At 72.5% G+C, this 13,435-nt stretch carries 13 protein-coding genes; 9 read left to right on the forward strand and 4 right to left on the reverse strand.

Features of this window, described 5'->3' with window-relative positions; all coding sequences use genetic code 11:
• The first annotated feature begins 95 nt into the window (after window positions 1–95).
• From ACGF12_RS31435 to ACGF12_RS31455, 5 genes are all read left to right on the forward strand, one after another.
• Window positions 96–1,190 (forward strand): DUF5937 family protein, encoded by a 1,095-nt coding sequence (locus ACGF12_RS31435; RefSeq protein WP_393037552.1) that lies wholly within the window; start codon window positions 96–98, stop codon window positions 1,188–1,190.
• A gap of 38 nt (window positions 1,191–1,228) precedes the next feature.
• A complete protein-coding gene (locus ACGF12_RS31440) occupies window positions 1,229–2,098 on the forward strand; it encodes a PhzF family phenazine biosynthesis protein (RefSeq protein ID WP_393037555.1) in 870 nt (289 codons plus the stop codon).
• Window positions 2,099–2,271: 173 nt separating this feature from the next.
• Complete coding sequence (locus ACGF12_RS31445) at window positions 2,272–2,685, forward strand: tautomerase family protein (RefSeq protein ID WP_393037558.1); 414 nt, start codon at window positions 2,272–2,274, stop codon at window positions 2,683–2,685.
• A 10-nt stretch (window positions 2,686–2,695) separates the two neighbouring features.
• Window positions 2,696–2,899, forward strand: coding sequence for a hypothetical protein (locus ACGF12_RS31450; protein ID WP_393037561.1), 204 nt, complete (start codon window positions 2,696–2,698; stop codon window positions 2,897–2,899).
• A 62-nt stretch (window positions 2,900–2,961) separates the two neighbouring features.
• Window positions 2,962–4,200 (forward strand): aminoglycoside phosphotransferase family protein, encoded by a 1,239-nt coding sequence (locus ACGF12_RS31455; protein ID WP_393037564.1) that lies wholly within the window; start codon window positions 2,962–2,964, stop codon window positions 4,198–4,200.
• A gap of 159 nt (window positions 4,201–4,359) precedes the next feature.
• On the opposite strand, the gene ACGF12_RS31460 is transcribed toward ACGF12_RS31455, so the two are convergent.
• Together ACGF12_RS31460 and murJ are read right to left on the reverse strand one after the other, a co-directional pair.
• Window positions 4,360–5,367, reverse strand: coding sequence for a trypsin-like serine peptidase (locus ACGF12_RS31460; protein WP_393037567.1), 1,008 nt, complete (start codon window positions 5,365–5,367; stop codon window positions 4,360–4,362).
• A 92-nt stretch (window positions 5,368–5,459) separates the two neighbouring features.
• On the reverse strand, window positions 5,460–7,139 hold the full coding sequence (gene murJ, locus ACGF12_RS31465; protein ID WP_393037570.1) for a murein biosynthesis integral membrane protein MurJ: 1,680 nt from the start codon (window positions 7,137–7,139) through the stop codon (window positions 5,460–5,462).
• Between the two features lie 146 nt (window positions 7,140–7,285).
• On the opposite strand from murJ, the gene ACGF12_RS31470 reads away from it, so the two are divergent.
• Together ACGF12_RS31470 and ACGF12_RS31475 are read left to right on the forward strand one after the other, a co-directional pair.
• On the forward strand, window positions 7,286–7,612 hold the full coding sequence (locus ACGF12_RS31470; protein ID WP_393037647.1) for a LysR family transcriptional regulator: 327 nt from the start codon (window positions 7,286–7,288) through the stop codon (window positions 7,610–7,612).
• 137 nt (window positions 7,613–7,749) lie between these two features.
• Complete coding sequence (locus ACGF12_RS31475) at window positions 7,750–9,414, forward strand: IS200/IS605 family accessory protein TnpB-related protein (RefSeq protein WP_393037573.1); 1,665 nt, start codon at window positions 7,750–7,752, stop codon at window positions 9,412–9,414.
• Between the two features lie 171 nt (window positions 9,415–9,585).
• Here ACGF12_RS31475 and ACGF12_RS31480 read toward each other — a convergent pair whose 3' ends face one another.
• Together ACGF12_RS31480 and ACGF12_RS31485 are read right to left on the reverse strand one after the other, a co-directional pair.
• A complete protein-coding gene (locus ACGF12_RS31480; RefSeq protein WP_393037576.1) occupies window positions 9,586–9,843 on the reverse strand; it encodes a ferredoxin in 258 nt (85 codons plus the stop codon).
• Complete coding sequence (locus ACGF12_RS31485; protein WP_393037579.1) at window positions 9,840–11,060, reverse strand: cytochrome P450; 1,221 nt, start codon at window positions 11,058–11,060, stop codon at window positions 9,840–9,842. Before ACGF12_RS31485 ends, ACGF12_RS31480 begins: the two co-directional genes overlap by 4 nt.
• Before the next feature lie 655 nt (window positions 11,061–11,715).
• Here ACGF12_RS31485 and ACGF12_RS31490 point away from each other — a divergent pair.
• Both ACGF12_RS31490 and ACGF12_RS31495 read left to right on the forward strand, forming a co-directional pair.
• On the forward strand, window positions 11,716–12,801 hold the full coding sequence (locus ACGF12_RS31490; protein ID WP_393037582.1) for an S-(hydroxymethyl)mycothiol dehydrogenase: 1,086 nt from the start codon (window positions 11,716–11,718) through the stop codon (window positions 12,799–12,801).
• Window positions 12,798–13,430: an MBL fold metallo-hydrolase gene (locus ACGF12_RS31495; RefSeq protein ID WP_387622394.1), complete on the forward strand. Its 633-nt coding sequence runs from the start codon at window positions 12,798–12,800 to the stop codon at window positions 13,428–13,430. The genes ACGF12_RS31490 and ACGF12_RS31495 overlap by 4 nt, the downstream gene beginning before the upstream one ends.
• The last annotated feature ends 5 nt before the right edge of the window (window positions 13,431–13,435 follow it).

A 13,435-nucleotide genomic window follows, 5' to 3' on the forward strand; every position in this document is an offset into this window, starting at 1 on the left:
AGAACCCCTCGGCAAGGTTCATCGTCCCAGCGCAGAAGGCACTTTCGTATTTCCTCCCCGCTTCGGGCCTCATTTCAACTGAAACAGAGAGGCTAATGAGCGTGACGATCGACATCACCGGTCTGCCCGAGGAGCGCCTGCTCTTCGCCCCCTCCCCGCTCGCCGAGCTGAACGCCGTGCTGCACGCGCTCGCCGAGCCCGCGCACCACCCGGCGCTGCACGGCTGGGTCGCGAGCACCACCACCGCGATCCCGCCCGAGCTCGCCGAACGGCTGCTGGAGGCCGACTTCCTCTGGCGCTCCTCGCGGGCCGACTTCCTCGTTCCCGCCCTGCCCGGCGCCACCCTCACCGAGGAACTCGACGCCGTCGACCGGATCGACGACGAGCTGTACGTCGCCTCCGCCCTCATCACCACCTGCGGCTCCTCCCGGCTCAACCGCAAGACGGCCTCCCCGCTCACCGACCCCGTGGCCAACGAGCGCGCCCGGGAGCTCTCCCTCGCCCGCGGCCCCCGGCAGGCCGCGTTCGCCGACCGGCTGCTCGCCGACCCGCCCGCCGTCCGGGCGCTGGTGCGCAGGATGCTGGAGGACTGTCAGTCCGCGTTCTTCGCCGATGCCTGGCAGCGCGTCCTGCCCGGTCTCGCGGCCGACGCCCGGCACAAGGCCGACCTGCTCGTCCACCGGGGCCTCGCCGAGGCCGTCGGCGCGATCTCACCGTCCGTCACCCTCGACGAGGGCGGCGGGCGGCGGCGGATCGTCATCGACAAGTTGCAGGACAGCACCACCAGCGGCACCGCCAGCGGGGGCGTCACCTTCATCCCCAGCGCCTTCGGCCGCCCCCACCTGCTGGCCGTGCACGCGCCGGGCTGGCGGCCCGTCCTCCAGTACCCCGTCGCCGAGGCCGGCCTGCCCGAGCCCGTCTCGCTCACCCTCGTCCAGCAGCGCCTGGAGGCGCTCGCCCACCCGATCCGGCTGCGCCTCGCCCGCACCATCGCGCGCGGCCCGCACACCACCGGCGAGCTCGCCGCCTCCTGGCAGCTCAGCGCCCCCGAGGTGTCCCGGCACCTGGCCGTGCTGCGCAAGGCCGGGCTGCTGATCACCGAGCGGCGCGGGAGGTACATGCTCTACCAGCTGGACCTGTCGTCCAGCGCCCGGCTCGGCTCGGACTTCCTGGAGGCGATGCTGCGGTGACCGGGAACAGTGGCCGGCCGGAACACGTTCGTTCGATCATGACCGACGACGCTGCCGCTGTTGCCCCGACCGAGATCCTCCGTTACGCCGCCTTCTCCACCCGCCCCGAGGGCGGCAACCCGGCCGGCGTGGTGCTCGACGCCACCGGGCTGACCGGCGAGCGGATGCTCGCCATCGCCGCCGAGGTCGGGTACTCCGAGACCGCCTTCCTGACTGCTGGTCCGCTCCAGGGTTCTTACGCCGTACGGTACTTCAGCCCGCTCGCAGAGGTGCCGTTCTGCGGGCACGCGACCGTCGCCTCCGCCGTGGCACTGGCCGAGCGCACCGGGCCCGGGCGGTACGTGTTCGGCACGGCGGCCGGTGACGTCCCGGTCGAGGTCGAGCGCGGCACCGACGGCGTCCTGCGGGCGACCCTCACCAGCGTCGAGCCGAAGACCGAGGAGGTGCCGGAGGCCGATGTCGCCGAGGCGCTCGCCCTGGTCGGCTGGTCCGCCGCCGACCTGGACCAGGCCCTGCCCCCGCGCATCGCCTACGCGGGCGCCCGCCACCTGGTCCTCGCCGCCGCCACCCGCTCGCGCCTCGCCCGCCTCGACTACGACTTCGACGGGCTGGCCGCCTACATGCGCGCCCGCGACCTGACCACCCTCCAGCTCGTCTGGCGCGAGGCCGCCGAGGTCTTCCACGTCCGCGACCCCTTCCCGGTCGGCGGCGTCGTCGAGGACCCGGCCACCGGTGCCGCCGCCGCTGCCTTCGGCGCCTACCTGCGCGAGCAGGGCGCGGTGACGGCCCCGGTGGTGCTGACGCTGCACCAGGGCGAGGACCTCGGCCGCCCCGGCGTGCTGCGGGTCGAACTGCGCGCGGAGGACACCCGGGTGCGGGTCTCCGGCGCGGCGGTGGCGATCCCGTAGGGCGTGGCTCCGCGGGAGCCTCCGGCGGGTGACCACGCTGGTGGACTTGATGCTGTCCTTCGCGACCACCGGCCGGATCGGCCCGGCGGTTGATCGATCGCCTGTACCTACTAGTATGTACGGTCGTGGCCGAGTGAATCGGTCCCGGCCGGCCGACGGAGAGGAAACCCGAGATGCCCTTTGTCCGGATCGATGCCCTACGCGCCGACGCCGTACGGCTGGACGCGCTCGGGCGCGCGGTGCACGAGGCCCTGGTGGAGACGATCGGCATCCCGCCGGAGGACAACTTCCAGGTCCTGGTCAGCCACGACGGCGCCAACAGCGCTCTGCGCTACGGCGACTACCTCGGCGTGCACCGCGACCAGGGCATCGTCTACATCGCGATCACCCTGCGCGCCGGCCGGACCCCCGATCAGAAGCGGGCGCTGTACCGGAGGATCGCCGAACTCGCCGAGCAGTACGCGGGCACCGAGCCGCGGAACGTGTTCGTCACCCTCACCGAGAACGCGTCGATCGACTGGTCCCTCGGCAACGGCCTGGCCCAGTACGCCCCGCCGGCCGACCCCGAGCTCCAGAAGGAGAGGTGAAGGAGTCGTCGTGCTCGACCCCGCGCTCAAGGACGCGCTCCGGAACTTCCGCGCGGTGAGATCTCGCAAGCCGGCCGGTGGCGACCAACAAGCCCTTGCCGACTGGCGCGAGGCGATGGCCGACGCCCTCGACGCCCTGGCCGTTGTGCTGGTGTTCGAGTCGGATCGACAGCAGGCCAGGGCGGCGGCGGCAGCGATCCGCAGCGGCCGCTAACGGCGTCGGCCACGCCGGAAAACCGTTCGCGCTCGGATACCTCCGTGGGCGAAGCTGCCCGGATGCAGCGAGCGAACAGCCGGACCGTGACCGTCGATCTCACCTACGGGGACGAGTACTTCGGGCAGGTGGGCCCCTTCGAGGTCGAGCTCGGCTGGTGGTCCTCCGTCGACGGGGTGGTCGCCCGGGCGGCCGAGTTGGCCGGGGTGCCGGTGCTCGTGGCGCGGCTGGTCGACGGGCACAGCGAGGATCCCGGCCACGGCGGCCGGGTCCGCTACCACGCGGAGGCACTGCGGCGGCCGACGGCGCTCAACTCCCGCCCGCTGGACGGCGAAACGGCCGCACTGCTCGCCCCCGCCCCGCTGCGGGCCGCCTGGGCGACTCCGGAGGGTCTGCGGGAGGCCCTGGGCTGGGCGGAACTGGCGCTCCTGGCGACCGGTCGCCCAAGTGCCGCGCCCGCGCGGCAGATTCGCACCTGGAACCTCTCCGGCCTCCTCCGCCTCCCGACGGCCACCGGCACCGATGCCTGGCTCAAGACCACCACCCCCGCCTTCAACGCCCGTGAGGGCGAGGTCATCGCGCTGCTCGGCGGCGTCGACCCGACCCTCGCCCCGACCGTCCTCGCCGCCGACCCGGCGGGCGGGCGGCTGCTGCTCGACCACGTCCCCGGTGAGGACTGCTGGAGCCCCTCCGCCGGGACCGTCGCCGACGTCGTCCCGCGTCTGGTGGCCGCCCAGGCGGCGCTGGCCGAGCGCCGGACCGCCCTTGCCGGCCTGCGCGACCGGACGCCCGGCACGCTGCTCGCCCAGCTGACGGCGCTGCTGGACCGGCTCCCCATCGAGACCGACCTGACGCCCGAGGAGCTGGACCGCCTCCGCGCCTTCGCCGCCGACCTCCCCGAGCTGCTGGCCCAGCTGGCCGCCTGCGGCCTCCCCGAGACCCTGGTGCACGGCGACTTCCACCCCGGCAACTGGCGCTCCGACGGCGCGAGTTCGGTGGTCGTCGACTACGCCGACGCCTGCCTCGGCCACCCCGCCCTGGACGGCCTGCGCCCCCGCGCCTACCTCACCCCGGAGGCCTGGCGGCACCACACCCAGGTCTGGACGGATGCCTGGCGGCAGCACGCCCCGGGCTCGGACCCCCGCCGGGCACTGGACCTCGCCGAGCCGCTCTACCACCTGTCCTACGCGCTGCGGTACCAGGAGTTCCTGGACCACATCGAGCCCAGCGAACGCCCGTACCACGAGGGCGATCCGGTCGCGGAGCTGCGCGCCGTCCTGGCGTGGACGCGGCGCGGCTAGGTTCTCTACGGCTCAGCGGGCGGACCGGATGACGGTGCCCACGATGTGAAGTCCGGCTCGGAAGACGGTGGTAGCGGCGGCGGGCGGCCCGCACCGGACCGCCCGCCACCCTGCTCGTCGATTCAGGCGGTCGGCCGCCGGGAGATGCCGAGCCCGGCCTCAGGATGCCGGGCCCGCCGGCGGCGCGCCGGTGGTCGCGGCGTCGTACAGGGCTCGGGTGGCGGGACCGAAGTGGGCGCTGTAGGAGATCTGTGGGGTGTTGCCGCCGGTGTGGTAGCCGCCGATGACCCCGATCACCGCCCAGCCGCCCGGCCACGGCACCAGCATCGGCCCGCCCGAGGTCCCGCCCACGAAGCCGTCGCACGCGATGCGTTCGAAGGTGCCCGGATCCGCCGGATCGTCACTGACCCACCTGGTGGTCCAGCTCAAGCACTCCAGCGGCTTCTGCGCGCTGCCCGGGTACCCGACCATCCGTACCGGAGCGTGGAAGTAGCCGGTGCCGGTGAGTAGTTGGACCGCGCCCACCGCATCCTCCAGCCGGTGGCCGTCCTGGTTGGGCTCGGTCACCGCGAACCCGAAGTCGTACGCGGCCCCGGCGTGCTCACCCCTGTCGTAGTACTCCTGCGCGACGTAGACGCCGTCGTCCTTGACGGGGAAGATGCCGAACGGCTTGAGTCCGTCGTGGTACTGCGGAACGAACCCCAGGTTCCGCTTGGGGGAGGTACCGGAGTACCCCTTGAGACAGTGCCCCGCGCTCAGCACCAGGTTGTGGTCGGGACTGTGCACCACGGAGGCGCTGCACGTGCGGCCCGTGCCGTCGGCATCGGTCCAGAAGAACGCGCCCGCCTGCGGGATGCCGTCGAAGCTCTTGCTCGGAGGGATGAACTCGCCGGGCCGGGGCCCGTCCGCCGCGGCGGGTGCGGCGGGTGCGGCGGGTGCGGCGGGTGCGGCGGGTGCGGCGGGTGCGGCGGGTGCGGCGGGTTCGGTGTCGCCGGGCAGTGCGGCCGCCATGCGGGCCGCGGTCCAGTACGTGCCGAGCCGCTCGGCGGCCGGATTGCCCCCGTTCGGCGTTGCGGCGGAGGCGACCGGGGCGAGCCCGGCGCCCAGCAGCAGCGCGGCTGTGGCCGCTGCGGCATTCCTGAGGGCTGTGGCCCTACGTACCATCATCTGCCCCTTTGTTCATGGTTGATGACCATATTGCCGTTGCGGCCGGACCTCGCCGCGGAGCCGCGCGCCGTCCTGGCGAGGGCACGGCGCGGTCAGGTCCTACCCAGCAGGCCGCGCAGCTCCCCGATGCGCAGAAGCCGTGCGAAGAGGACGAACAGCAGCGCCATCGCGGTGGCGCCGGCGGTCAGCGCGACGGCCGGCATCCAGGAGGCCGGTGCGAGACCGTGGCTGCAGGTACGGGCGATGAGCCAGCCGGCGGCGCCGGCGCCGGTGGCGGCGGCGGTCAACTTGGCGTAGGTGCGGCAGATCCGCCGGCCGTCGAGGAGCCCCCCGGTGCGGCGCCGGAGCCGCAGGGCCGTGAGCAGCAGGCCGATGGCGTAGGACAGGGCGTAGGCGGCGGCCATCCCGGTGACCGCCCACCGGGCGGACAGCAGCAGGTGGCAGGCCACGGCCAGGGCGATGTCGATGCCGCTGATCCACAGTGCCATGCGGAACGGCGTGCGGGTGTCCTCGAAGGCGTAGAAGCCGCGCAGCAGGAGGTACTGGGCGGAGAACGGGATCAGTCCCAGGCCGAAGGCCTGCAGCATGTGGCCCAGCGGGACGGTCGTCGCGGCGTCGGCGGCTCCGTGGGCGAACAGCAGCTGCGCGATCTGCGGGCCGAAGGCGGCGAAGAAGAACGCCGCCGGGACGATGACGACGCCGCTGACCCGGAGCGCGCGGGAGAGGTCGGCGCGCAGGTCGTCCAGACGGTGCTCGGTTGCCGCCCGGCTCATCCGCGGGAGGAGCACGGTGATGAGGGAGACCGTGACGATCGACTGGGGAAGCATCCAGATCTGCTGGGCGTAGCTGTAGGCGGTGTAGCCGACCCCGTCGCTGGGCAGAGTGGCGTCCGCGGCGGACGCCAGTCGGGTGACCACGGTGCTCGCCACGAGGTTGGCCAGGACGAACAGCAGGGTCCAGCGCGCCGCGCTCACGCTCTTGCGCAGGCCGGTGCCCCGCCAGTCGAAACGCGGTCGCAGCCGGAAGCCGGCCGCGCGGGCGTACGGGATCAGGGCGAGTGCCTGGAGGGCCAGGGCGAGGGTGGTTCCGATGCCGAGCAGCCTGACCTGGGTACTGGTGATGTCCGCGACCTTCGCCGGGGCCGTCATGATGCCGAGGTACAGGCCGAACATCGTGATCAGCACGATGTTGTTCAGCACCGGGGTCCACATCATCGCCCCGAACCGGTTCCGGGCGTTGAGGGTCTGCCCGAAGATGCTGAACACGCCGTAGAAGAAGATCTGCGGGAGCAGGAAGCGGGCGAAGACCACGGTCAGCTCGAACGCGTCGTGGGTGGCGGGCGTGTCGTGCTGGTAGATGCCGATGATCTCGGGAGCGGCCCAGGTGGCCAGCGCGCTGCCGGCGCCCAGCACGCACAGCACCAGGGTGACCAGGCGCTGTTCGAAGGCGACCCCGCCGTCGGGGTCCTCCGCCCGGGCCCGGACCAGTTGGGGGACCAGGACGGAGTTCAGCGCGCCGCCGATCAGCAGGAAGTACAGGCTGGTGGGCACCGTGTTGGCCTGGTTGTAGGTGGTGGCCAGCAGCCCGACGCCTAATGCCGCGGCCTGCAGTCCCTGGCGGATCAGTCCGGTGGCGCGCGAGACCACCGTCCCGGCGGCCATCAGCGCGGACGACCGCAGCACGCCACCGGCCGCGGCCCGCTCGGGGGCGGCATGTCGCCTGCGTGGCAGTGTCGAGCGCGCTGACTTCTCGGGCGGTGTCTCCTCGATCATGGGCACAATCTACGATTCGACACCCCGTCGGCTCATCGGGATCTCGGACTTCGACGTACGTCGGTGTACTTCGGGGTACGGGCTCCGGCGGGTCGGGGCTCAGGGAGTCCGTGAGGGCCCCGACATAGACTGCCGCGGTGGAACATATGCCCCCTGGGCCCGGTGTGGTGCTGCCGGAGCTGCCGTTGCAGGAGCTGGAGTGTTTCGCCGTCCTCGTGCACCAGTTGCACTTCGGGCGGACGGTGGAGCTGCTCGGGGTGTCGCAGGGGCGGGTGTCGCAGCTGATCAAGCGGCTGGAGAACCGGGTCGGGGCGCCGGTGTTCGAACGGACCAGCCGTCGGGTGGAGTTGACCGAGTTGGGGCGGGGGCTCGCCGAGCAGGTGGTACCGGCCTTCGAGCGGCTGCGGGCGGGGTACGAGGACGCCCGGGCGCGGGCGGCCGCGGCGGACCAGCCGTTGCGGCTGGGAAGGTGAACCGTTGGGAGTTGAGTGCTGTTGACTGATTTTTGGTATTCATGAGTGACTTTGCCGGTTTCTGCTGAAGTGTTGGCGAGAAGGTTCCGTTTTACCTGTTTTGGGCCATTGATGCTGTTGTGTGTGCCAGCATGTGCGTGGTCGAAGGATTCGCGAGGGTGGGGGTCGGGTTGGCGGTGTTGCGGCAAATCGCACGGCCGTTCGTCGCCGATGCCGCATCGGGCGTGTGCATACGGGATCGGCTCAAGGGCCTCACAGTCGAGGACGATGTGGTGCTGCGCCTGGTCGGCGGACACCTCGGTTCCCTCGCCTCACGGGATCTGGCCCGGCGCATCGCCGACGGCCTGGAGCACTCCACCCAGACATGGGCCGGCCGTAAGCGGGACCTCACGCCACAGTCATCCTCCCGCTGGGCCGGGTCCATCACGAAGGCCACGCATGACCAGTGGGGCCTTTCCCGCCGCGCGCAGTGGCAGCACCTTCAAGGGCTCGACGCGGGAACCGCCACGATCCGCCACCGCCTCTCCCTGCCGCTCGGCGAGAGGGGCACCAATCGACAGCCTGGCGGCTACCGGTCGCGGCGCGAGTGGCACGCCAAGTCCCGCCGCCTGGCGCACCTGGAACGCGAGCACGAACGGGTGAAGGCCGACCGCGAGGCCGGGCGGGTGTCGGTGGTGCGGGGCGGCCGGAAGCTGCTGAAGACCCGGCACAACCTCGGCGCGGCGGACCTGACCGAGGGCCAGTGGCGGGACCGTTGGGAGTCTGAGCGTTGGTTCCTGTCCGCCGACGGGGAATCGGGCAAGCAATTCGGTAACGAGACCGTCCGCGTCACCCCCGATGGCGAAGTGTCGATCAGGCTTCCGGCCCCGCTCGCACATCTGGCGAATGCGAAGCACGACCGGTTCGTGCTCGCGGCGAAGGTGTCGTTCCCGCACAGGGGCACGGAGTGGCGCGACCGCATCGAGGCGAACCGGGCGGTGGCCTACCGCATCCACCTCGATGTCGAGCGCGGACGCTGGTATCTGGACGCGTCCTGGCGGCGCAAGGACCTTCCCATCGTGTCGCTGGAGTCCCTGCGGGCCAGCGAGGTCATCGGCGTGGACATGAACGCCGACCACCTCGCCGCCTGGCGGCTCGACACCCACGGCAACCCGCTCGGCCGGCCCCGCACCTTCGCCTACGACCTGTCGGGCAGTGCGACCCACCGGGACGCGCAGATCCGGCACGCCCTCACCCGGCTGCTGCAGTGGGCGAAGGGCACAGGCGCGAAGGCCATCGCCATCGAAGACCTTGACTTCACCGACTCCAGAACCCGCGAGAAACACGGCCGCAAGCGCCGGTTCCGGCAGCTCGTCAACGGCATGCCCACCGGGAAGCTGCGCGCCCGGCTCCTCGCGATGACCGCCGAAGCCGGGATCGGCGTCATCGCTGTCGATCCGGCCTACACCAGCTTGTGGGGAGCCGAGCACTGGCAACGCCCCCTGACCACACCGAAGCGCCCCGTCACCCGCCACCAGGCTGCCGCCGTGGCGATCGGCAGGCACGCCCTCGGACGCCGGATCAGGCGACGGACGGCACCGCCCCGTGCACACCAGAGCGATGTGCACGGGCATCGGACCGCCCAGGCCCAACCCGGCGACCAAGGGCGTGAGGGAAATCGCCCCCGCGTACCCGGACCACGGACACGATCCGTCGGCGCTGAACGCGGCAGGAATGCGGTGGACCAGAACGCCCAAGACCGTTCGGGGCGTTCGGCTGAGCAAGGGTTCTGGAAACAGGACTCACTCCCGCTCAGTCTTTAGGAACGGTTTCCGCATTCGTCATGCGGTCAGCTCGCCAGTCGGCGGAACGGCCGAACAAGATCGAATAGCTCATGCATCAATTAGCTCAGCTCATTGATCACCCGGGAAAGCCCCGGTGCCGCCTGCTGCCGCAGTCGCAGCAGGCGGCACCGGGCGGCACCGGGTGGTCCGTCAGTCCGCCGGGGCGATCCGGTACCCGCCGCGCGCCGAGTGGAGGGCGAGCGCCTCGACCGGGCAGAACTCGACCGCCTCGGCCAGCCCGTCCGTCAACTCCGCACCGCCGTCGGCGTATTCGGCCACCGGCTGGGCCCGTCCGTCGGCGTCCAGGGCCAGCGAGCCGGGGGCGCTCAGCGCGCACATCCCGGAGCCGATGCAGCGGTCCCGGTCGACCCGGACCACCACGGCCTCGGTCTCGGCGGAGCCCGTCACCAGGAGACCTGCAGCGCGTTGGGGCTTCGGGTGAGCAGCCCGCGCCGCCAGTCGATGCCGTCGACCGGGCCGGCCATCCGCAGCGCGGGCAGGCGGCGGGCCAGCCGGTGCAGGGCGAGTTCGAGCTCCATCCGGGCCAGCCAGGCGCCCAGGCAGTGGTGCGGACCGGCGCCGAAGGTGAGCATCGGCGCGGCCAGCGGGGAGAACAGCTCGGTGCCGAGGTCCCCGGTGTAGACCGACGGGTCCTGGTTGGCGGCGTTGGCGTCGGCGGCCACCACGCTGCCGGCCGGGATCACCACCCCGCCGATCTCCACGTCCTCCACCGTGCGGCGCAGCAGTCCGGGCATGTACTCCTGGGCGTCGCCGAGCGGGACGGCGCGCAGGATCTGCTCGGTCGCGGCGGCGGCGCTGGCCTCGTCGGAGGCGAGCCGCTGCCAGGCCTCCCGGCCGTCCTCCAGCAGGTAGACCAGGACGTTGCCGAGGCTGGTCATGGTGGTCTCGTGCCCGGCCATCACCAGGCCGATGACCAGCGCGATCAGCTGCCCCTCGGTGATCGAGCCGTCGTCGGCGGCGGCCGCGAGCAGACCGCTGACCAGGTCCTCGCCAGGGGCCGCGCGGCGTTCGGCGATCACCTCGGCGCCGAAGGCGGCGAACTCGGTCATCGCGGTGCTGATCGCCTCGGCGGTGTAGGCGGTGGTGGACAGCGCGTGGTCGCTCCAGTGCGCCAGCCGCTTGCCGTCGAGGTTGTCCAGGCCCATCAGACGGCTGATCACCGCGACCGGCAGCGGACGGGTGTAGGCGGCGACGATGTCGGCGGGGGAGCCGTGGTCGATCAGCTCGTCGATCAGCGACTCGACCACCGAGGCCACCCAGGGCTTCCAGCGGGCGATCGCGCGCGGGGTGAACGCCCGCTGCACGGTGCGGCGCAGCCGCTGGTGCTCGGTGCCGTCGATGTTCAGCATGCTCTGCGGGTCGTCCAGGATGTTCGGCGTGACCGTGACCGGCGGCGCGTCCGGCGCGTAGAGCGGGGCGCGGCCCAGGCGCGGGTCGGTGAGTACCTGCCGCACGTCGGCGTGCCGACTGACCAGCCAGACCGGGGTGCCGGTGGGCAGCGCGGCGAGCCGGGGCGGGCCGGGTTCCAGGTGGCGCAGGCAGTGCAGCGGGGGGAGCGGGGCGATGCCGGTGCCGGCACCGGTCGCACTGTTCTCGGTGGACATCCGTACTCCAGACTCCAGGTCAGCGGGCCGCGCGGGGCGGTCCGACGGGGGGTGATCCGGGATCGTGCGGGGACGGGCGGTTCGGCCGGGCGGCTCGACTCAGGGCCGGGGTGCGGGTGGGCCATGGTGCGGGTGGGCCATGGTGCGGGTGGGCCGGGAAACGCAGCTCGCGCAGGGGCGCGGGCCCGTGCGCGGTATGGCGCGAAACGTGCGGGGGCGTACGGTCGCTACGCGCCCGGCACGGGCGGCGCGCGGTGGCGTGCCGTCAGGTGGGGCGGGTGTGCTGAGCGTGGTCGCGTGGACCGTCTCTGCTACGACCGTACGTGGACGGCGGGGCAGCCGTCTGCGGCACTTCCGGCCAACGGCGGTGCTTTCCGGGCAGTTCGTAGCACGCTGACAGGCGCTCAGCGCCACCCTCGCGCCCCCGGTGCCGAGCCGCGTCGGGGCGGGCGCCGCGTGAGACACGGTCAGGCGGCGGATATGCGCCTGGTACGTGCGATGAGCGGGATCACCCGACCCGCTCCGACGGCGGCCGACCGGCCGGGCGATACGCTTCGTGGGCAGAGCTACCGGAGTCCCTCTACAGTTCCTCTGCAGTCGTTCGTCGCAGGTCACGCCGGTGCGGAGCAGCACCGGCCGACGGAGGTGGAATCGGATGCCCCAGCAGGTCAAGGCAGTCATCGCGCGCGCCAAGGGCGCGCCCGTGGAGGTGACCACGATCGTGGTGCCGGACCCGGGGCCGGGCGAGGCGGTGGTCCGGATCCAGGCTTGCGGCGTCTGCCACACCGACCTCCACTACCGCGAGGGCGGCATCAACGACGAGTTCCCGTTCCTGCTCGGCCACGAGGCCGCGGGCATCGTGGAGTCGGTCGGCGGGGGCGTCACCGAGGTCGAGCCCGGCGACTTCGTCGTCCTCAACTGGCGCGCGGTGTGCGGACAGTGCCGCGCCTGCAAGCGCGGCCGCCCGCAGTACTGCTTCAACACCCACAATGCCAAGCAGAAGATGACGCTGCTGGACGGCACCGAGCTGTCCCCGGCCCTGGGCATCGGCGCCTTCGCCGAGAAGACCCTGGTCGCGGCCGGCCAGTGCACCAAGGTCGACCCGACCGCCGAGCCGGCCGTCGCCGGCCTGCTGGGCTGCGGCGTGATGGCGGGCCTGGGCGCCGCGATCAACACCGGCAACGTCGGCCGGGGCGACTCGGTCGCCGTGATCGGCTGCGGCGGCGTCGGTGGCGCGGCCGTGATGGGCTCCCGGCTGGCGGGAGCGGCGAAGATCATCGCCGTCGACATCGACGACCGCAAGCTGGAGACGGCCCGTATGCTCGGGGCCACCCACACCGTCAACTCCCGTACCACCGACCCGGTCGAGGCGATCCGCGAACTCACCGGAGGCAACGGCGCGGACGTCGTGGTGGAGGCCGTCGGCCGCCCCGAGACGTACCGGCAGGCCTTCTACGCCCGCGACCTCGCCGGCACCGTCGTCCTGGTCGGCGTCCCGACCCCGGAGATGACCCTGGAACTGCCGCTGCTGGACGTCTTCGGCCGCGGTGGCGCCCTCAAGTCCTCCTGGTACGGCGACTGCCTGCCGTCCCGCGACTTCCCGATGCTGATCGACCTCTACCTCCAGGGCCGCCTGGACCTCGGCGCCTTCGTCACCGAGACCATCGAACTCGACGCGGTGGAGCAGGCCTTCGAGCGCATGCACCAGGGCGACGTCCTCCGCTCGGTGGTGGTGCTGTGACCTCCGCCCGTATCGACCGGCTGGTCACCGCCGGGACCTTCGAGCTGGACGGCGGCAGCTGGGAGGTGGAGAACAACGTCTGGATCGTCGGCGACGACCAGGAGGCGGTGGTGATCGACGCCGCGCACGACGCGACGGCGATCGAGGCGGCGCTCGGCGGGCGGCGGCTGGTGGCGATCGTGTCCACCCACGCGCACAACGACCACATCGACGCCGCCCCGGCCCTCGCCGAGCGCACCGGGGCGCCGATCCTGCTGCACCCGGACGACCTGCCGCTGTGGAAGCTCACCCACCCCGAGCGGCTCCCGGACGGCGAACTCGCCGACGGGCAGCGGATCGAGGTGGCCGGCACCGGGCTGACCGTGCTGCACACCCCGGGGCACGCGCCGGGCGCGGTCTGCCTGTACGCGCCGGAACTGGGCACCGTGTTCACCGGGGACACCCTGTTCCAGGGTGGTCCGGGCGCGACGGGGCGCTCGTTCTCGCACTTCCCGACCATCATCGAGTCGATCCGCGAGCGGCTGCTCTCGCTCCCGGCCGAGACGGTGGTGCGCACCGGCCACGGCGACCCGACCACGATCGGCGCCGAGGCCCCGGCCCTGCCGGAGTGGATCGCGCGCGGGCACTGAGCCGT

It is taken from the genome of Kitasatospora sp. NPDC048296 (assembly GCF_043201815.1).
Lineage (GTDB): Bacteria > Actinomycetota > Actinomycetes > Streptomycetales > Streptomycetaceae > Kitasatospora.